The sequence below is a fragment of the Streptomyces sp. NPDC000878 genome (assembly GCF_053599695.1).
This window is the reverse complement of record NZ_JBSFMT010000073.1, coordinates 21,410-36,653: the sequence shown is the minus strand read 5'-3', so window position 1 is coordinate 36,653 and position 15,244 is coordinate 21,410. Positions and strand designations below refer to the sequence as shown.

At 70.5% G+C, this 15,244-nt stretch carries 15 protein-coding genes; 6 read left to right on the top strand and 9 right to left on the bottom strand.

Going from position 1 to position 15,244, the window contains the following annotated elements; all coding sequences use genetic code 11:
- Window positions 1-86 precede the first annotated feature (86 nt).
- On the bottom strand, window positions 87-1,361 hold the full coding sequence (locus ACWDR4_RS40675; RefSeq protein ID WP_450416034.1) for an ATP-binding protein: 1,275 nt from the start codon (window positions 1,359-1,361) through the stop codon (window positions 87-89).
- A 143-nt stretch (window positions 1,362-1,504) separates the two neighbouring features.
- On the bottom strand, window positions 1,505-2,182 hold the full coding sequence (locus tag ACWDR4_RS40670; RefSeq protein WP_318320350.1) for a response regulator transcription factor: 678 nt from the start codon (window positions 2,180-2,182) through the stop codon (window positions 1,505-1,507).
- A 336-nt stretch (window positions 2,183-2,518) separates the two neighbouring features.
- On the opposite strand from ACWDR4_RS40670, the gene ACWDR4_RS40665 reads away from it, so the two are divergent.
- The 3 genes from ACWDR4_RS40665 (at window position 2,519) to ACWDR4_RS40655 (ending at window position 4,614) form a co-directional block, all read left to right on the top strand.
- Entirely contained in the window at window positions 2,519-4,015 is a 1,497-nt protein-coding gene (locus ACWDR4_RS40665) for an oligopeptide:H+ symporter (protein WP_450416033.1), read from the top strand.
- Window positions 4,016-4,288: 273 nt separating this feature from the next.
- Window positions 4,289-4,453 carry a hypothetical protein gene (locus ACWDR4_RS40660; RefSeq protein WP_450416031.1) on the top strand — a complete coding sequence of 55 codons (165 nt, stop codon included), beginning with the start codon at window positions 4,289-4,291 and terminating at the stop codon, window positions 4,451-4,453.
- Entirely contained in the window at window positions 4,450-4,614 is a 165-nt protein-coding gene (locus ACWDR4_RS40655) for a hypothetical protein (RefSeq protein ID WP_450416030.1), read from the top strand. The genes ACWDR4_RS40660 and ACWDR4_RS40655 overlap by 4 nt, the downstream gene beginning before the upstream one ends.
- An 83-nt stretch (window positions 4,615-4,697) precedes the next feature.
- Here ACWDR4_RS40655 and ACWDR4_RS40650 read toward each other — a convergent pair whose 3' ends face one another.
- The 6 genes from ACWDR4_RS40650 to ACWDR4_RS40625 form a co-directional block, all read right to left on the bottom strand.
- Window positions 4,698-5,993 carry a hypothetical protein gene (locus ACWDR4_RS40650; protein WP_450416064.1) on the bottom strand — a complete coding sequence of 432 codons (1,296 nt, stop codon included), beginning with the start codon at window positions 5,991-5,993 and terminating at the stop codon, window positions 4,698-4,700.
- 44 nt (window positions 5,994-6,037) lie between these two features.
- Window positions 6,038-7,240 (bottom strand): hypothetical protein, encoded by a 1,203-nt coding sequence (locus tag ACWDR4_RS40645; RefSeq protein ID WP_450416028.1) that lies wholly within the window; start codon window positions 7,238-7,240, stop codon window positions 6,038-6,040.
- Complete coding sequence (locus ACWDR4_RS40640) at window positions 7,237-8,088, bottom strand: hypothetical protein (protein WP_450416027.1); 852 nt, start codon at window positions 8,086-8,088, stop codon at window positions 7,237-7,239. Before ACWDR4_RS40640 ends, ACWDR4_RS40645 begins: the two co-directional genes overlap by 4 nt.
- Window positions 8,089-8,118: 30 nt before the next feature.
- Window positions 8,119-8,865 carry an LPXTG cell wall anchor domain-containing protein gene (locus ACWDR4_RS40635; protein WP_450416026.1) on the bottom strand — a complete coding sequence of 249 codons (747 nt, stop codon included), beginning with the start codon at window positions 8,863-8,865 and terminating at the stop codon, window positions 8,119-8,121.
- 169 nt (window positions 8,866-9,034) lie between these two features.
- Window positions 9,035-9,520, bottom strand: a complete 486-nt coding sequence (locus ACWDR4_RS40630; protein ID WP_389352782.1) for an ATP-binding protein — start codon at window positions 9,518-9,520, stop codon at window positions 9,035-9,037.
- Window positions 9,521-9,667: 147 nt separating this feature from the next.
- Window positions 9,668-10,054 (bottom strand): STAS domain-containing protein, encoded by a 387-nt coding sequence (locus ACWDR4_RS40625; protein WP_450416025.1) that lies wholly within the window; start codon window positions 10,052-10,054, stop codon window positions 9,668-9,670.
- A gap of 269 nt (window positions 10,055-10,323) precedes the next feature.
- Between ACWDR4_RS40625 and ACWDR4_RS40620 the strand changes: the two genes are divergently transcribed.
- The 3 genes from ACWDR4_RS40620 (at window position 10,324) to ACWDR4_RS40610 (ending at window position 13,977) form a co-directional block, all read left to right on the top strand.
- Complete coding sequence (locus ACWDR4_RS40620; RefSeq protein ID WP_450416062.1) at window positions 10,324-11,229, top strand: RNA polymerase sigma factor SigF; 906 nt, start codon at window positions 10,324-10,326, stop codon at window positions 11,227-11,229.
- A gap of 175 nt (window positions 11,230-11,404) precedes the next feature.
- Window positions 11,405-12,979 (top strand): ricin-type beta-trefoil lectin domain protein, encoded by a 1,575-nt coding sequence (locus ACWDR4_RS40615; protein ID WP_450416024.1) that lies wholly within the window; start codon window positions 11,405-11,407, stop codon window positions 12,977-12,979.
- Between the two features lie 116 nt (window positions 12,980-13,095).
- Window positions 13,096-13,977, top strand: a complete 882-nt coding sequence (locus ACWDR4_RS40610; protein ID WP_450416023.1) for a hypothetical protein — start codon at window positions 13,096-13,098, stop codon at window positions 13,975-13,977.
- 9 nt (window positions 13,978-13,986) lie between these two features.
- On the opposite strand, the gene hutI is transcribed toward ACWDR4_RS40610, so the two are convergent.
- Entirely contained in the window at window positions 13,987-15,243 is a 1,257-nt protein-coding gene (gene hutI, locus ACWDR4_RS40605) for an imidazolonepropionase (protein WP_450416022.1), read from the bottom strand.
- Window position 15,244: the final 1 nt, after the last annotated feature.

The window sequence follows — 15,244 nt, the reverse complement described above, 5'->3', positions numbered from 1 at the left end:
GGACCGCAGCGGGTGGGTTGAGGGGTTTGGTTCGGTGCGGCGCCGTCGTGGCTGGTCGCGCAGTTCCCCGCGCCCCTTTGGGGCGTCTACCTGACCGTGCGTTCTTCCTCGCCGTCCTGGGGCTTTTTCAGGGGGGTTCTGGACAGGAAGAGGCCGAAGACCGGGGGCTGTTGTTGGAGTAGTTCCAGGCGGCCTGCGTCGGCTTCTGCCAGGTCGCGGGCTACCGCTAGGCCGATGCCTGTGGAGTTGCGGCCGCTGATGGCGCGCTCGAAGATCCGGGCGCCTAGGTCGGCCGGGACGCCGGGGCCCTCGTCTGTGACCTCGATCACGGCCTGGTTGCCGATGACACGGGTGCGCAGGGCGACCGTGCCGCCGCCGTGCATGAGGGAGTTCTCGATCAGGGCGGCCAGTACCTGGGCGACCGCGCCCGGTGTGCCCACCGCCTGAAGGTGCCGCTTGCCCGAGCTGACTATGGCCCGGCCCGCGCTGCGGTAGGCGGGGCGCCACTCGGCGAGCTGCTGCTGGATGACCTCGTCGAGGTCGAAGGAGACGGCGGAGCCGGTGCGCGGGTCGCGGGCGTTGGTCAGGAGCCGTTCGACTACGTCCGTGAGGCGTTCGACCTGCGTCAGCGCGATCGTGGCCTCCTCCTTCACCGTGTCCGGGTCGTCGGTGAGGGTGATCTCCTCCAGGCGCATGGAGAGCGCTGTGAGGGGCGTACGCAGCTGGTGCGAGGCGTCGGCCGCCAGCCGGCGTTCAGCGGTGAGCATCCGGGCGATACGTTCCGCCGAGCCGTCCAGCACATCCGCGACCCGGTCCAGCTCCGGGACGCCGTACCGCTTGTGCCGGGGGCGCGGGTCGCCCGAGCCGAGGCGTTCGGCGGTCTCGGCGAGGTCGGTGAGCGGCGAGGCCAGCCGGTTCGCCTGCCGTACGGCGAGCAGGACGGCGGCGATGACGGCGAGCAGCGCGACGGCGCCGATGATCAGCAGGGTGCGGCCGACCTCGCGGGTCACGGAGGAGCGGGGTTCCTCGACCCGGACGGTCTCACCCTCCTCGCCGTCCTCCTCGGCCGAGATGACGTCCCCTACGGGCTTGTCCCCGACCTCGATCGCCGCCCGCCCGGGAATACGCACCACGGCGTACCGGTCCCCGGTGACCAGGCCGCCGAGCACCTTGGAGTTGATCTGCTCGTCCCCGAGGATCCGACTGTCCACAATGCTGGCCAGCCGCACAGCCTCGGAATCCACCCGCTCCTGCGCACTGGCACTGATCGTCCGCGTCTCGACGATGACGAGAGACACCCCGAACACGGCAATCACGACGAGGACAACGGCGAGGGTGGATTGGATGAGACGACGACGCAAGGTGCCCTCCGGGCCGATGGCGTGCGCCCTGGAGCAGCCCCGTCAGGGGCGTTCCAGGGGCGCGGGGAACTGCGCGACAAGCCCCCACCGGCCGGCAGCCGCGCACGACGCACAAGCCGCCAGGACGTTACGCGCGTAGTCGGCTAACTCTTCTCGAACCGGAAACCGACGCCCCGGACAGTAGCGATGTACCGAGGATTCGCCGCATCGTCACCGAGCTTCTTCCGCAGCCACGAGATATGCATGTCGAGCGTCTTGGTCGACGACCACCACGTCGTGTCCCACACCTCACGCATCAGCTGGTCGCGGGTCACGACCCGCCCAGCGTCCCGCACCAGCACCCGCAGCAGATCGAACTCCTTCGCCGTCAGCTGCAGCTCCTCCTCGCCCATCCACGCCCGGTGCGACTCGACGTCGATCCGCACGCCGTGCGTGGCGGGCGGCTGCTGCGGCTCGGCGGCGCCGCGCCGCAGCAGGGCCCGGACACGGGCGAGCAGTTCGGCGAGCCGGAAGGGCTTGGTGACGTAGTCGTCGGCGCCCGCGTCGAGGCCGACGACGGTGTCCACCTCGTCGGCGCGCGCGGTCAGGATGAGGATCGGGACGGTCAGTCCCTCGGCACGCAGCCGGCGGGCCACTTCGAGGCCGTCCATGCCGGGCAGTCCCAGGTCGAGTACGACCAGGTCGATACCGCCCTGGATGCCGGCGTCGAGCGCGGTCGGGCCGTCCTCGCGGACCTCGACCTCGTAACCTTCCCGGCGCAGGGCGCGGGCCAGCGGCTCCGAGATGGACGCGTCGTCCTCAGCGAGCAGTACACGGGTCATGAACTGATGGTAGACCGCCCTGGACACCGTCTGGGGTGTGACCAGGCGTTCTTGATTCTTACCTTCGGACGCCAGGACGAGATCACCTCGCGCGAAGCGGCCGGTGAACGCCGGACACCGCCGCGCGGACCTGTGTCTCTGTGATGAGATCCTGTCTCTTACCTTCGAATAAGTGGCTGGAAATCACCCATCACCTGTGATCCGCGTCTCAAGTCCTTCCATTTGCCACAGTGAACTGCCGTATGGTGACAGCTGCTCTTAACGGCACCTGGGGACCTTTGGCGAATTTTCTGCCGAAGGTCTTTTTTGTGCGTCCCGACCAGCAAGGAACGACCCATGGCGTCCAGCCTGACGAAGGAATCCCTTACCTCGGGTACCCCCGGTTTCGAACGGTCCTTCTTCGGCCACCCCCGCGGACTGGCCACGCTCTTCATGACCGAGATGTGGGAGAGGTTCTCCTACTACGGCATGCGGGCACTGCTCCCCCTGTACCTGATCGCCCCGAGCGGCCTGCACCTCAGTGCGACGGCCGCGACCGCGATCGGCTCCGTCTACGTCTCGCTCGTCTATCTGCTCGCCCTGCCGGGCGGCTGGTTCGGCGACCGGGTCTGGGGCCCCCGCAAGACCGTCGCCGTGGCCGGCGGCATCATCATGCTCGGCCATCTGACGCTGGCCCTGCCCACGGCGGGCACCTTCTACGCGGGCCTCGGACTCGTCGCGATCGGCTCGGGTCTGCTGAAGGCCAACATCTCCACCATGGTCGGCCATCTGTACGACGGCCCGGACGACCCGCGCCGTGACGGCGGCTTCACCGTCTTCTACATGGGCATCAACGCGGGCGCGTTCGCCGCGCCGCTGGTGATCGGCACGATCGGCGAGAAGGTCAACTGGCACCTGGGCTTCGCCCTCGCCGCGCTCGGCATGGCCCTCGGCCTCGCCCAGTTCCTGCTGGGCAGCCGTCACCTGGACGCGCGCTCCAGCGTCGTCCCGACCCCGCTGTCCGCCGCGGAGAAGTCCGCGACGCTGCGCAAGGCGGCGGTCTGGGCGGGCATCGCGGCCGTGTTCTACGCGTTCGTCGGCTTCTCCGGCCACTACACGCTGAACTGGGTCATGGTCCCGCTGATCCTGCTCGGCCTGATCGTCCCGGTGGTCGTGCTGGCCCGCATCAAGCGCGACAAGGACCTGAACAGGGCCGAGCAGTCGTCGATGTCGGCGTACATCTGGTTCTTCGTCGCCGCCGCCGTGTTCTGGATGATCTACGACCAGGGCGCCACGACCCTGTCGATCTTCGCCGACGGCAAGGCCGAGAACACCGTCCTCGGCTGGGAGTTCCCGGTCTCCTGGTACCAGTCGGTGAACCCGGTGCTGATCATGGCGCTGGCCCCGGTCTTCGCCTGGTTCTGGCTGGCGCTGAACCGGATGGGCAAGGAACCGAGCACGATCGTGAAGTTCGCGTCGGGCCTGGTCCTGGTCGGCGCCTCGTTCTTCCTCTTCCTGGCGCCGCTGTCGATCGCCGGGGACGGTCACAAGGCGGCGGCGATGTGGATCGTGGCGATCTACTTCGTCCAGACGGTCGGCGAGCTGACCCTCTCCCCGGTCGGCCTGTCGGTCACGACGAAGATGGCCCCGGCGAAGTACGCCTCCCAGATGATGGGCGTCTGGTTCCTGGCGGTCACGGCGGGCGACGCGACGACAGGCCTGCTCTCGGTCGCGGGCGTCAACCTCGACCGCATGGGCGTGGTGGCCCTGGAGGCGGTGCTCGCGGTGGTCGCGGGCGCGGCGGTGTGGTCGTACCGCGGCAAGGTCAAGCAGCTCATGGGCAGCGTCAACTAGCAGCTGATGGGCAGCGTTACCTAAGGGTCAACTGACGGTGTTCGTCGGTTGGTTGTAGCGGTTGCTGTACGCGGCCGGGGCCGCCGTGTCCGGACGGGCGCGGCGGCCCCGGCCGTTCTGGCCGTACGTCGGTCGGCGGGCGAGGGCGTCCGGAAATGCGCCCCCCGCCGAACGTGTCAACCCGGCCCTGTCCGCGACGTTTTCGCCCGGTTCAGGCGTCATGCTCGTGGCCCAGGCATTCGCCGGTACCGCCCACCCGAGGAGTGAACCCGCATGACGACGACCACCCTCCCCCTGCTCCCCCGCCGCGTTCCTGCCACCGCCGCCCACCGCGTCGCCCCCGTCCCCACGTCCGTTCCCGCGCCCGGCGCCTGGGCCGCGCCCACCCGCGAGGTCCTGCGGTCGCTGGAAGCAGCGCTCGCCAGGTGGTCGGCATGACGCCGGTGCCCGCCGGGGCGGAGGTGGCGCCCTGCGACGTGTGCGAGGCGCTGGCCGCTCAGCGGGACGCGGCACGGGAGGCCGGGCGTACGGGTGAAGTCGGTGACTGTGAACGGGAGTTGAGCGAGCATGGCCGGCATGTGCGGGAGTGCGCGCCCTGACACCGCGCCGGGCGGGGTCCACCCCTCCGGCTGGACCCCGCCCGGTGACATGCTCCGGAGCGGGGTCCTGACGTCGCCGCCGGTCAGCGCAGGCGCCGGCGCCCCGGCATGAACGTGAACACCGCCACGCCCAACAGTACCGCCGTACCGGCCACCAGCCCGAGCGCCTTCAGGGCGCCGTTGTTCTCGGCGCCCGTGTTCGCGAGGCCGCCGCTGGTCGACGTACCGCCGGAGCCGGACGTCGTGCCGCCCGACGTCGACGAGCCGCCGGACGCTCCGCTCGCCTGTTCCTCCGTGTCCAGGGTCAGGGAGACCATGTTCTGGGTCGGGGTGCAGGTGGTCGTCGTGCCGAGGGCGTTCACCGTCAACACGCCTGGGGACAGGGTCGATTCACCGGTCGCGCCCGGCTTGTAGGTGCCCGTCATGTCGGAGATCGTCATCGCGTCGCCGGTCTTGATCGGCTCCGTGTTGGCCGGGCCCTCGACATGGACCGTGCCCGTGTCGGACCCACCCAGGACGACCTCCATGGACGGCTTCACCGAGTCCGCCGGGAGGTCCGCCGGACTGTCCATCACCGAGCCCTTGAACTGGACCGTGAGGTCGTAACTCCCGCCGTTCTTCTTGGCGTTGATCTGGATGGGGGAGGTCACGTCCTTGTCGCCGATGGGCGTGACGCACTTGTACGGGACCTGCACGAGTTTCCCGGTGAAGTCCGTCTGACCGTCGTCCGTCGGGCTCGCCGAGCCGCTCGGCGACTCGCTCTCCTCGGCCGAGTCGGTCGGGCTGGGGCTCGGGGACTCGGAGTCGGTCGGCGTGGGTGAGGACGAGGGTGTCGTCGATGTCGTCGGGGTCGGGGTCGGTGAACTGCCTTCCCCCGCCGTCACTTTGATCGTCACCGACGGCTGGACCGTCTCCGTCGGCGCGCACTTCGTGTCCGTCCCGAAGGCGTTGATCGTGTAGGCGTCCGGCGTCAACGTCACGTCTCCCGCCGTCGTCAGTTTCACCTTGCCCTTCATGTCGGACAGGACCATCGCCCCGCCCTTGGGGATCGCCGGGTTCTCGCGCGGGCCCACCATCGCGACGTCGGCGCTCTGCGCACCGCCCGCCTTCAACACCCCGCTCGGCTGGACCGAGTTGGCGGGGAGGTCGATCAGGTCGGGGTTCTTGGACGCGGCCTGGGTGAACTTCCAGACCACGTCCACCTCGTCGCCCACCTTCGCCGTCGCGGGCGCGGTGATCTCCACCTTCGTGGTGCCGTTGACGGGGTCCAGGCCGGAGGCCGCCGGCGGCACGCACCTGGTCGCGTACGACACCTCGGCCGCCTGGGCGGGCCCCGCCGCGGCCATGCCCAGCAGGACACCGCCCGCTCCGCCGAGCAGCAACAGGGCCCCTGCCGCACCCGCGCTCCGTCTCCGTTGCGTTCTCACGTGTTCCCCTTCGAGTTCGTCGTGTTCATCGCGTTCGTCGCCGGAGTGCCCTCGTCCGTGCCCGGGTCGAGATCGTCGAGGTTGTCGAGGTCGTCGAGATTCAGGTGCGTGTCCGCGTCCTCATCCGCGTCCGCATCCGTGCGCGGGTCCGGGACCGCGCCGGGGTCCGCGTCCGGGGTGAACCACGGCAGGGTCGAAGAGGCGCCCACGGGTGGGGAGTTGCTGTCCCGCTCGCCCACCTTCGGCATACGCAGGGTCAGTTCGGGCAGCCGAAGCCTTCGCGGCCCCCGGCCATGACGTACCGCGTGCTGTCCGCCCGGCCCGCGTGGCCGTACCCGGTCCACCACCGCCATCCCGACGCGGAACAGCGCCGCCGGTACGACGACTCCGGCCAGGACCCAGAACAGGCTCACGCCCCATGGCCGGCCCACGCCCCAGGGCTGCTCGGCGAGCACCTTGCCGTCGTACTTCAGCGAGACCGAGTAGTCGCCGTGCGCCCCGCCCGCCAGAGCGACCGGCAGCTCGACGCGTGCCTTCCGGCCGGGCTGGATCGTGCCCTGCCACTGCTGCTCGTCCCACTGCGGGGCGAACACCCCGTGGGAGGTGCCGACCTGGAAGACCGGGTCCTTGACGGCCGCCGTACCGAGGTTGCCGAGGGTGAGGACGAGGGTGCGGGTGGGCGGCGCCCCGAACCAGGTCAGCAGTCCGCTCGAACCGTCGAGCCGGGGGTCCGTGAGGACCGAAAGACGTCCGGTGCCGTCCGATTCGGGCAGCGGCTCGACCGGGTGGCCCGCCACCTTGAACACCGCGTCGGCCGCCGCGTCGGCCGAGCCGGTCACCGTCGCCACATGCACCACGCAGGGGCACGGCACCGGCGGTTCGACCACCGGCAGACTCTGGCTGAAGGCCCCCTGCGTGTCCGTGGTGACGGCTCTTCCGTCCGCGTTGGCACAGGAGTTGGTGCCGCCGATCACTCCCCGGGCCGGCTCGGACCGGCCGCAGATCAGCATCATCAGCAGCGTCCTGGGCCGCCAGCCGGTCCCGGTCACGATGATCGAACCCCCGGTCCCCGCCTGCGCCTTGGAGACCTTGACGGTCGGCCCGTCGGCTGCCGCAGCGGTCGTGGGCAGCAGCGACAGGGGGAACAGGAAGGCGAGCGCCAGCGCCGCCGCGACCAGTGCGGGAATCCGCCGCTTCACGTCATCGCCCCCGTCAGCTCCTCCGCCAACTCCGCACGTCCGCCCGGCCGTCCGTCGCTCCTACGGCGCCCGAGCCGTCGTACGGCCAGCAGGGCGCCCCCCGCCACCAGCACCCCCACGCCTCCGACCACCCCGCCCCACGGCACGAACCGTGCCGACGTGCCCGCCTCGGCGCGTACCGTCCCGTCCGCCGCCGTGACCGTCAGGCGTACGTCGACCGCGTCGAACTCGGGGCGCCCGGGCCAGGGTTCGGTGAGGGCGAGACGCCGGCCCGGGGGCAGACGTACGGGGAGGGTGCGTGGCGGCCGGTCGAGGAGGGGGCCGAGGACACCGTCCGCGCGGACGGTGAGCGTCGGGGTCAGGTCGGTGGTGCCGCGGTTGACCAGCTCGTACGCGATACGGTCACCGCGCACCCGCACGTGCTCGACGGTCAGCGCGGGCAACCGGGGTCCCCCGACCCGGAGTTGGACACGAACCGTCGCGGTCCGGCCCGAGGCGCGGGCGGTGATCGTGGCGGTGCGGTCGCCGGGAGGGGTGCCGTCGGGGATGCGCACCGTGAAGGGCACGTCGGCGCGGGTGCGGGCCGGGACGTCGACCTCGGGGGCGGCGAGCGTGATCCAACTGCCGCCGGACAGACGTACGTTGAGGACCCGGTCCGTCGGGTTGCGGACGGAGAGCGTGTCCTGGAGGACCGTTCCGGGGGTGCCCTCGGCGTAGAAGTACGGCCGGCCGGTGCCCAGGGGCGCGGCGGACCAGCCGTCCTGCCTCTCGTCGGCCGTGGCCGTGGACGACGAGGCCCACAGCAGCGGGGCGACGAGGCAGAAGGAGAGACAGAGGACGGCACGCATCGGCGGCTCCCGTGGTCGACTGGGCGTGCCTCAGCGGCGTACTGCCTGCTTGTCCCGTGCCGTCTGGTTCCTGCGCGTCAGCCACAGCGTGCCCGCCGCGCCCGCGAGCAGGACCGTGCCGCCGAGGGTGCCCAGCGCGATCATCGAGTCCTCGGGGCCGGTCTGCGGGAGTTCGGCGCCGCCGTCCGAACCGCCGGTGCTGCTCGTACCTCCGGTGCTGCCGCCCGTGCTGCCGCCGTCCGAGGCGCCCGTGACGTCGAGTGTCAGGGACGGGCCCGGGTTGTTGGTGGGCGTGCACGTGGTGGTCGTACCGAGGGCCTTGATGGTGAGGACGCCGGCCGTGAAGGTGACCTTGCCGTTCTTCGACGGCTTGTACGTGCCGCTCAAGTCACTGATCTTGATGGGGGTGTTGGCGGGTACCGCCTCGGCGTTCGCGGGGCCGCTGACGTTCAGCGTGCCGCTGTCCGCGCCGCCCAGTTTGATCGTGGCGCTCGGGTTCATCGCGCCCTTGCCCAGTTCCACCGGGCTGGACGAGACGCCCTTCTGCCAGGACATCGTGACCTCGTAGCCGCCGTCGCTCTCCACCGCCTTGATGTCGATGGGCGAGAGCGCGCTCTTGTCGCCGATCGGCGTCTTGCACTGGTAGTTGACGTCCACGACGTCGGCGCGGGCGGCGGGGGCGGCCAGCAGCACCGCCGATCCGGCCAGGGCCGCGACGGACGCGAGCGCGGCGCTTCGTTTCGGGTGCGTGCGGCGGCATGTCCGGTGGTACGACATCGTCGTCCCCCATTCCTGGCGGTCCTGTCAGCATTTCTGACGGCACATCAGATCGCGGATCGGCCGTCAAGGTACGCCCGGGAACCAGGAGAAGGAAGACACAGCGCACGCCGGATCGGCGGAAAATCGACCGGATCCCGGCGATGCTTTGCCGCCACATCGGCGGGAACTACGCCGGAGCGCCCAGCTCCGCCCACACCTTCTTGCCCGCGACGCCCGGGGTCCGTACGACCCCCCAGTCCAGGCACAGCCGCTGCACGATGAACATGCCGTGGCCGCCCGGGCGCCCGGCTCTGTGCGGGGTGCGCGGGGCGGGCTGGCCCGTGCCCCGGTCGGCGACCTCGACCCGGATCACCTTGTTGTCGCAGGTGATCCACATCTCGTCCGGGCCCTCGGCGTGCAGACAGGCGTTGGTGACGAGTTCGGAGACGACGAGCAGGACGTCCTCGGCGGCGGCCCGCCGGTCGGCGGTCGCGGCGGGCAGCCAGCCCCACGCGTACAGCGCCTGCCGGGCGAAGTCACGGGCGAGCGGAACGACACCGCTCTCGCCGTCGAAACTCAGGCTGCGGGTCTGGCGACCCCCGGAAGCGCCGCTGGGCTCGGGGGACTCCGGGGACTCCGCAGAGCCCGGCGAGTCGGGCCGGGTGGTGCTCATCAGCGCTTCACCTCACCGATTCACCAGTTCACGTACACGGTCGTCATTCCACACAGTTCCTTACGCACGTCCTTGTGTGCATATTCAGGATGACTCCTGCCCGGTGGAACCGACAGAACACCCCCCTGAAAGGAGCGCGTGGGAAAGCTAGGAGGACTCTGGAGGTTGATCAGCGAGGGCGTCGGCGAGCGACTCGTGCACGGTGAACACCGCGTCCGCGCCCGTGATCTCGAACACCCGTGCGACAACCGGCTGCATTCCGGCCAGGTGCACCCCGCCGCCGGCGGCCTCCGCCTTCAGGCGGGCACCGAGCAGCACATTGAGGCCGGTGGAGTCGCAGAACTCCAGCCGAGCACAGTCGACGACCAGCCGCGCGAGACCCTTCGCGAGGCAGTCCTCAAGTGGCTCACGCAACAGATCGGCGGTGTGGTGATCCAGCTCACCCGCCGGAGTCACGACGGCGCTGGAACCCTCCCGCCGTACCTCGACCAGAAGCCGGCCAGACTGTGCGCTGCCGACCGTCCCGCGGTCCATGCCGTCTCTCTCCCGAGGTCGTGGCTGTTCGCCGGCGCCCACTCGCGCCCGCTGACGTCCTCGAACACTACGCCTTCCTCACACTCTCCGACACCCGAACTAACGCCCATATCCGGACATATAGCAAGGGAACGCACTTGCGGTGGGCTCGCGAAACCGGGTAGGGCTAGATACACGTACCCGACACGGCCGGCATTGGAGGCGCCGCACACCGCACGTGCACACGCACCGGCTTCGGCAGCCTTATGCCGAGAACCATGGAGGACACCATGTCACCCCGGCTCGACGCATCGCATACCCAGACGGCGACGTCGACACCCCCTCCGGAACACACGGACCCTCGAATTCCGGACCCCCGAGTGTCGGACGCCCTGGAAGGGCTTCCCGAGATCCCGCCGTTCGACGAGGTGGGTGCGGTCGACGCACGGGCCCTGTCCAAGACCCTCTTCGCGCGGCTGGAGTCCCTCGAAGAAGGGACACACGACCACGCGTACGTCCGTAACACCCTCGTCGAACTCAACCTCGCCCTGGTCAAGTTCGCCGCCTCCCGCTTCCGTTCGCGCAGCGAACCCATGGAGGACATCATCCAGGTCGGCACCATCGGCCTGATCAAGGCGATCGACCGCTTCGAGCTGAGCCGTGGCGTGGAGTTCCCGACCTTCGCGATGCCGACGATCGTCGGCGAGATCAAGCGCTTCTTCCGCGACACGTCGTGGTCGGTGCGCGTACCGCGCAGGCTCCAGGAGCTCCGGCTCGACCTGGCCCGGGCCGGCGACGAACTCGCCCAGCAGCTCGACCGCGCCCCCACCGTGGGCGAGCTGGCCGAACGCCTCGACCTGTCCAAGGACGAGGTCGTGGAGGGCATGGCGGCATCGAACGCCTACACCGCCAGCTCACTTGACGCCCAGCCCGAGGAGGACGACTCCGAGGGCGCGCTCGCGGACCGCATCGGTTACGAGGACCATGGCATCGAAGGCATCGAGTACGTCGAGTCGTTGAAGCCGCTGATCGCCGAACTCCCGCCCCGGGACCGGCAGATCCTCTCGCTGCGGTTCGTCGCCAACATGACCCAGTCGGAGATCGGCGAGGAGCTGGGCATCTCGCAGATGCACGTGTCGCGGCTGCTGTCGCGGACGCTGCACCGGCTGCGGAAGGGACTGACGATCGAGGGCTGATGGCCGAGTACCGGCAGTCGTGCCGGCGGTCGAGTACGGGCGTCCGTTCGGGAGGGGTTTCCGGTTACCCACGGAAACCCCTCCTCTCTTTTCCCAAAGGCCTCCTGCGTCACGGGCACCGCCTTCAGACTGGCTGGTACGTCAGGACGGACGGGGATCCGAGGAGGCGGACGGGATGTCTCAGCACATCGACGACAGCGGGCTGTACGCGGGCGCGTCCGACGCCCGCCTCACCGAACTGCTGCGCGCCAACTCCCCCACCGCGTACCTGGCGTTGCAGGAACTGCGCGCCCGCCACCGCGCGCCCGTCCTCGCCTATGCCCGGCTGTGCACGACGAGCGACTCCACGGCGGGGCAGTTGGCGGCCCAGGCGTTCACGAAGGCCGCCCGGGACACGGCACGCGGTACCGAGCCGAACGTGCCGTGGCGCCATCAACTCCTGCTGCTCACCGCCGACCTGGCGGCCGGCTGGGCGACGGACGAACGTGCGGCGGGCCTCGACCCGAGCCTGCTCCTCGTCCTGAACACGCTGAACACGGCAGGCGGAGAGCACCTGTTCGCGCCCCCGCCCATGCTGAGCGCGTTCCAGTCGCTGCCGGCCCGCACCCAGGGCCTCATCTGGTACGGCATCGTGGAGCGCGAGTCCGAGGACCGGACCGCCGCTCTCCTCGGCCTGACGCAGGAGGACGTCGCGTACGAGACGGACTCGGCGCTCCAGGCCCTGGCCCAGGCCTGTCTGCGGTCCCGGCTGGCCGCCTCCGACGACCCGCGCTGCCAGGACTTCCGTCGGCTGATCGAGGAGTCGGTCCGCCCCGCCAACCCCCGCCACAGCACGGACCTGAACTCCCACATGGTCATCTGCCCGCACTGCTCGGTGGCCTACGAGGAACTCGCGGCCCTGCGCGACAGCCCGCGCACGGCTCTGGGCGAGGGCCTGCTGCCGTGGTGCGGAACGGCGTACGCGAGAGACGCGCCGACGGTCACCCGCACCAACGCCTCCGCCTCGGAGGCCAGTTGGACCCAGCCACCGCCGATGCCGACGCCGACACCGTCCCGTCGGCGCTTCGCGCTGGCCTCGGTGGTCCTGGGCGTGACGCTGGTCCCGCTGCTGATCGTGATGCTGTCGTCGGGCGACGGCTCGTCGAGCCCCCAGGGCGCGTCGAACACGCTCCCGGTCACCACCGTGCCGAGCAGCCCCGAGGTGACGGCCCCCGCTTCATCGGCGGCCCCCAAATCCCCGTCCCCGTCGCCGACTTCACGACCGCCGACGTCCTCACCTCCGGCGCCGAAGCCGACCCCCACACCCAAGCCCACACCTACGCCCACTCCTGCGTTCCGGGCGCCGGGAGCCTCGTACGCCCAAGTGGTGAACGTCGCCTCGGGGCGCTGTCTGGACATCCGGGGCGGCGTGCTGGAGAAGGGCACGGATGTTCTCACGGCGCCCTGCTCCGCGTCCGCCGAGACCCAACGCTGGCGTGTGGACGCCGACTTGGGGGTCCTGCAGTCGGCCGCCGACACGGACCTGTGTCTGGACAGCCGGGGTGATGTGGACCGGGGCGTCGGGATCTGGGAGTGCGCGTCGGTGGACAGTGACAACGGCGACAACCTGCGCTTCACCGTGGACGACGACGGGGTGATCCGCCCGGCGATCGCCTTCGCGACGGGGCTGGTTCCGGCGGCCGACGGCGGCGTGAAGTTCGTGGCGCTGACGGGCGGGACCGGGCAGCGGTGGCGGGCGGGCGCCGCCTGATTTCACTCCGCGACGCGGGGCGGGAGTGAACGGCCGCCAGGGCAGCGCGGGCAACCCCGGACGCGACCGGCGGCGACCCGGGGGTGAATCCCGTTCCCCACAAAGGGAGTTCACCCATGCGCAAGCACATCGCACGTCTGTTGGCGGTGCTGGCCTCGCTGGCCGCGCTGATCGCCGCCCCCGGTCTGCCTGCCGCGTTCGCCGCCCCCGCCGGGACGACGGCACAGGTGCGGGCCGCCGCCGAGGACTGGAACCCGCCCGCGAACCTCGTACAGCCGCTCAACGAGGTCTGGAACCACGTCTCGTCGACCTACCCGGACCTCTACGGCTTCCGCAACTACGGCTGGGACCAGGTCATGGCCAACCGGGGAAGCGTCAACTACTGCGTCCGCTGGGAGTCGGACGCGCCTGTGAGCACCGCCCTGCGCGACCGGATCCACGCGGCGCTGAAGAAGCAGTTCGGCAAGTGGATGGCGGCCATGGTCGAGAACGGGGCGGGGCACAACGCGTGGCCGTACACCAACGTGCCGGTCAACATCGTCGGTTGGGCCGTGAAGAACCGCTCGACCCTCCAGTGGACCGACAGCTCGGTCGACATCTACGCCGGGAACCTCGACGGCGGCGGCTCCCCGCAGTGCTCCCCGGACTGCGGGCGCTTCTTCCACCAGGACGGCAACTACTCACGCTGCCCGGGCGGCGCGGCCCGCCACTACGACCAGTCGCTGTGGCTGACGAAGGGCTTCCAGGGCGGCGCGGGCGGGGACTGGGGCCAGCGGGTCGGCCAGGAGTACTTCACCGGCACGCTGGACCAGGAGAACATCCACATCTACCTGCACGAGGTCGGCCACACGTTCGGGCTCGACGACTTCTACGACTGGAGCCCGACCGGCCAGTGCTGCTTCCTGATGAAGGCGGGCAGCGCGGCGCAGATCACGGAGTTCGACAAGTGGATGTTCCGTGACTTCTGGCGTCACCTGAAGTACAGGTACGGCGTCTGAGCAGTGGTCTCAGACCACCTGTACGCCCCGCCGCCACACCCCGGTGACCAGCGGGACGCCCGGCCGGTAGGCCAGGTGTACGTGGCTCGGGGCGTCCAGGAGGGTGAGGTCGGCGTACGCCCCCGGCGTGAGGCGGCCGATGTCGTCGCGGCGGAGGGCCCGCGCGCCCCCCGCCGTGGCCGACCAGACCGCCTCGTCCGGGGTCATGCCCATGTCCCGTACGGCCAGGGCGATACAGAAGGGCACGGAGGAGGTGAAGGAGGAGCCGGGGTTGCAGTCCGTGGAGAGCGCGACCGTGACGCCCGCGTCGAGGAGCCGGCGGGCGTCCGGCCACTGGGCGCGGGTGGAGAACTCGGCGCCGGGCAGCAGGGTCGCGACCGTGTCGCCGTTGGCGAGGGCGTCGACGTCGGCGTCGGTGAGGTGGGTGCAGTGGTCGGCGCTGGCGGCGTCGAGTTCGACGGCCAGCTGCACGCCGGGGCCGTACGAGAGCTGGTTGGCGTGGACGCGCGGGTGCAGCCCCTTCGCCTTGCCCGCCGTGAGGATCGCGCGGGCCTGGTCGCCGTCGAAGGCGCCCTTCTCGCAGAAGACGTCGACCCAACGGGCGTACGGGGCACAGGCGTCGAGCATCTCGCCGGTGACCAGGGCGACGTAGGCGGCCGGGTCGTCGGCGTAGTCCGGGGACACGATGTGGGCGCCGAGGTAGGTGACCTCGTCGGTGTGGGCGGCGGCGATGCGCAGGGCGCGGGCCTCGTCCTCGACCGTCAGGCCGTACCCCGACTTGGTCTCGAAGGTCGTCGTGCCCTGGTGGAGGGCCTCGCGGAGGTAACGGGTGAGGTTGGCCTCCAGTTCCGCGTCCGTGGCGGCGCGGGTGGCGGCGACGGTCGTACGGATGCCGCCCGCCGTGTAGCTGCGCCCGGACATGCGGGCGTTGAACTCCTGGGTGCGGTCGCCCGCGAAGACGAGGTGGGAGTGGGAGTCGACGAAGCCCGGGAGGACGGCCCGGCCACCGGCGTCGACCCGATTGTCAGTGGTGGGTGCTTTGCTGGATTCACCGGTCCAGACGACGCGGTCGCCCTCTATGACGACGGCCGCGTCCTGGATCAGTCCCAGGGGAGAACCATCGCCGAGAGAGGGGTCGTTGGTGACCAGGCTGCCGATGTTCGTGATGACGGTCGTCGTGCCGGTGGTGGTGTCGGTCGTGCTGCCGATAGCACTGTTCGTCCGGTTCGGGCTGCTCGGACTGCTCGGCGTGCTGGGGCTGTTCATG

Coding starts and splice junctions, on each gene's coding strand:
- ACWDR4_RS40655 (WP_450416030.1), top strand. CDS start 4,450: ATGACGCCGGTGCCCGCCGGGGCGGAGGTGGCGCCCTGCGACGTGTGC.
- ACWDR4_RS40620 (WP_450416062.1), top strand. CDS start 10,324: ATGTCACCCCGGCTCGACGCATCGCATACCCAGACGGCGACGTCGACA.
- ACWDR4_RS40670 (WP_318320350.1), bottom strand. CDS start 2,182: ATGACCCGTGTACTGCTCGCTGAGGACGACGCGTCCATCTCGGAGCCG.
- hutI (WP_450416022.1), bottom strand. CDS start 15,243: ATGAACAGCCCCAGCACGCCGAGCAGTCCGAGCAGCCCGAACCGGACG.
- ACWDR4_RS40640 (WP_450416027.1), bottom strand. CDS start 8,088: ATGCGTGCCGTCCTCTGTCTCTCCTTCTGCCTCGTCGCCCCGCTGCTG.
- ACWDR4_RS40665 (WP_450416033.1), top strand. CDS start 2,519: ATGGCGTCCAGCCTGACGAAGGAATCCCTTACCTCGGGTACCCCCGGT.
- ACWDR4_RS40630 (WP_389352782.1), bottom strand. CDS start 9,520: ATGAGCACCACCCGGCCCGACTCGCCGGGCTCTGCGGAGTCCCCGGAG.
- ACWDR4_RS40635 (WP_450416026.1), bottom strand. CDS start 8,865: ATGTCGTACCACCGGACATGCCGCCGCACGCACCCGAAACGAAGCGCC.
- ACWDR4_RS40610 (WP_450416023.1), top strand. CDS start 13,096: ATGCGCAAGCACATCGCACGTCTGTTGGCGGTGCTGGCCTCGCTGGCC.
- ACWDR4_RS40660 (WP_450416031.1), top strand. CDS start 4,289: ATGACGACGACCACCCTCCCCCTGCTCCCCCGCCGCGTTCCTGCCACC.
- ACWDR4_RS40625 (WP_450416025.1), bottom strand. CDS start 10,054: ATGGACCGCGGGACGGTCGGCAGCGCACAGTCTGGCCGGCTTCTGGTC.
- ACWDR4_RS40615 (WP_450416024.1), top strand. CDS start 11,405: ATGTCTCAGCACATCGACGACAGCGGGCTGTACGCGGGCGCGTCCGAC.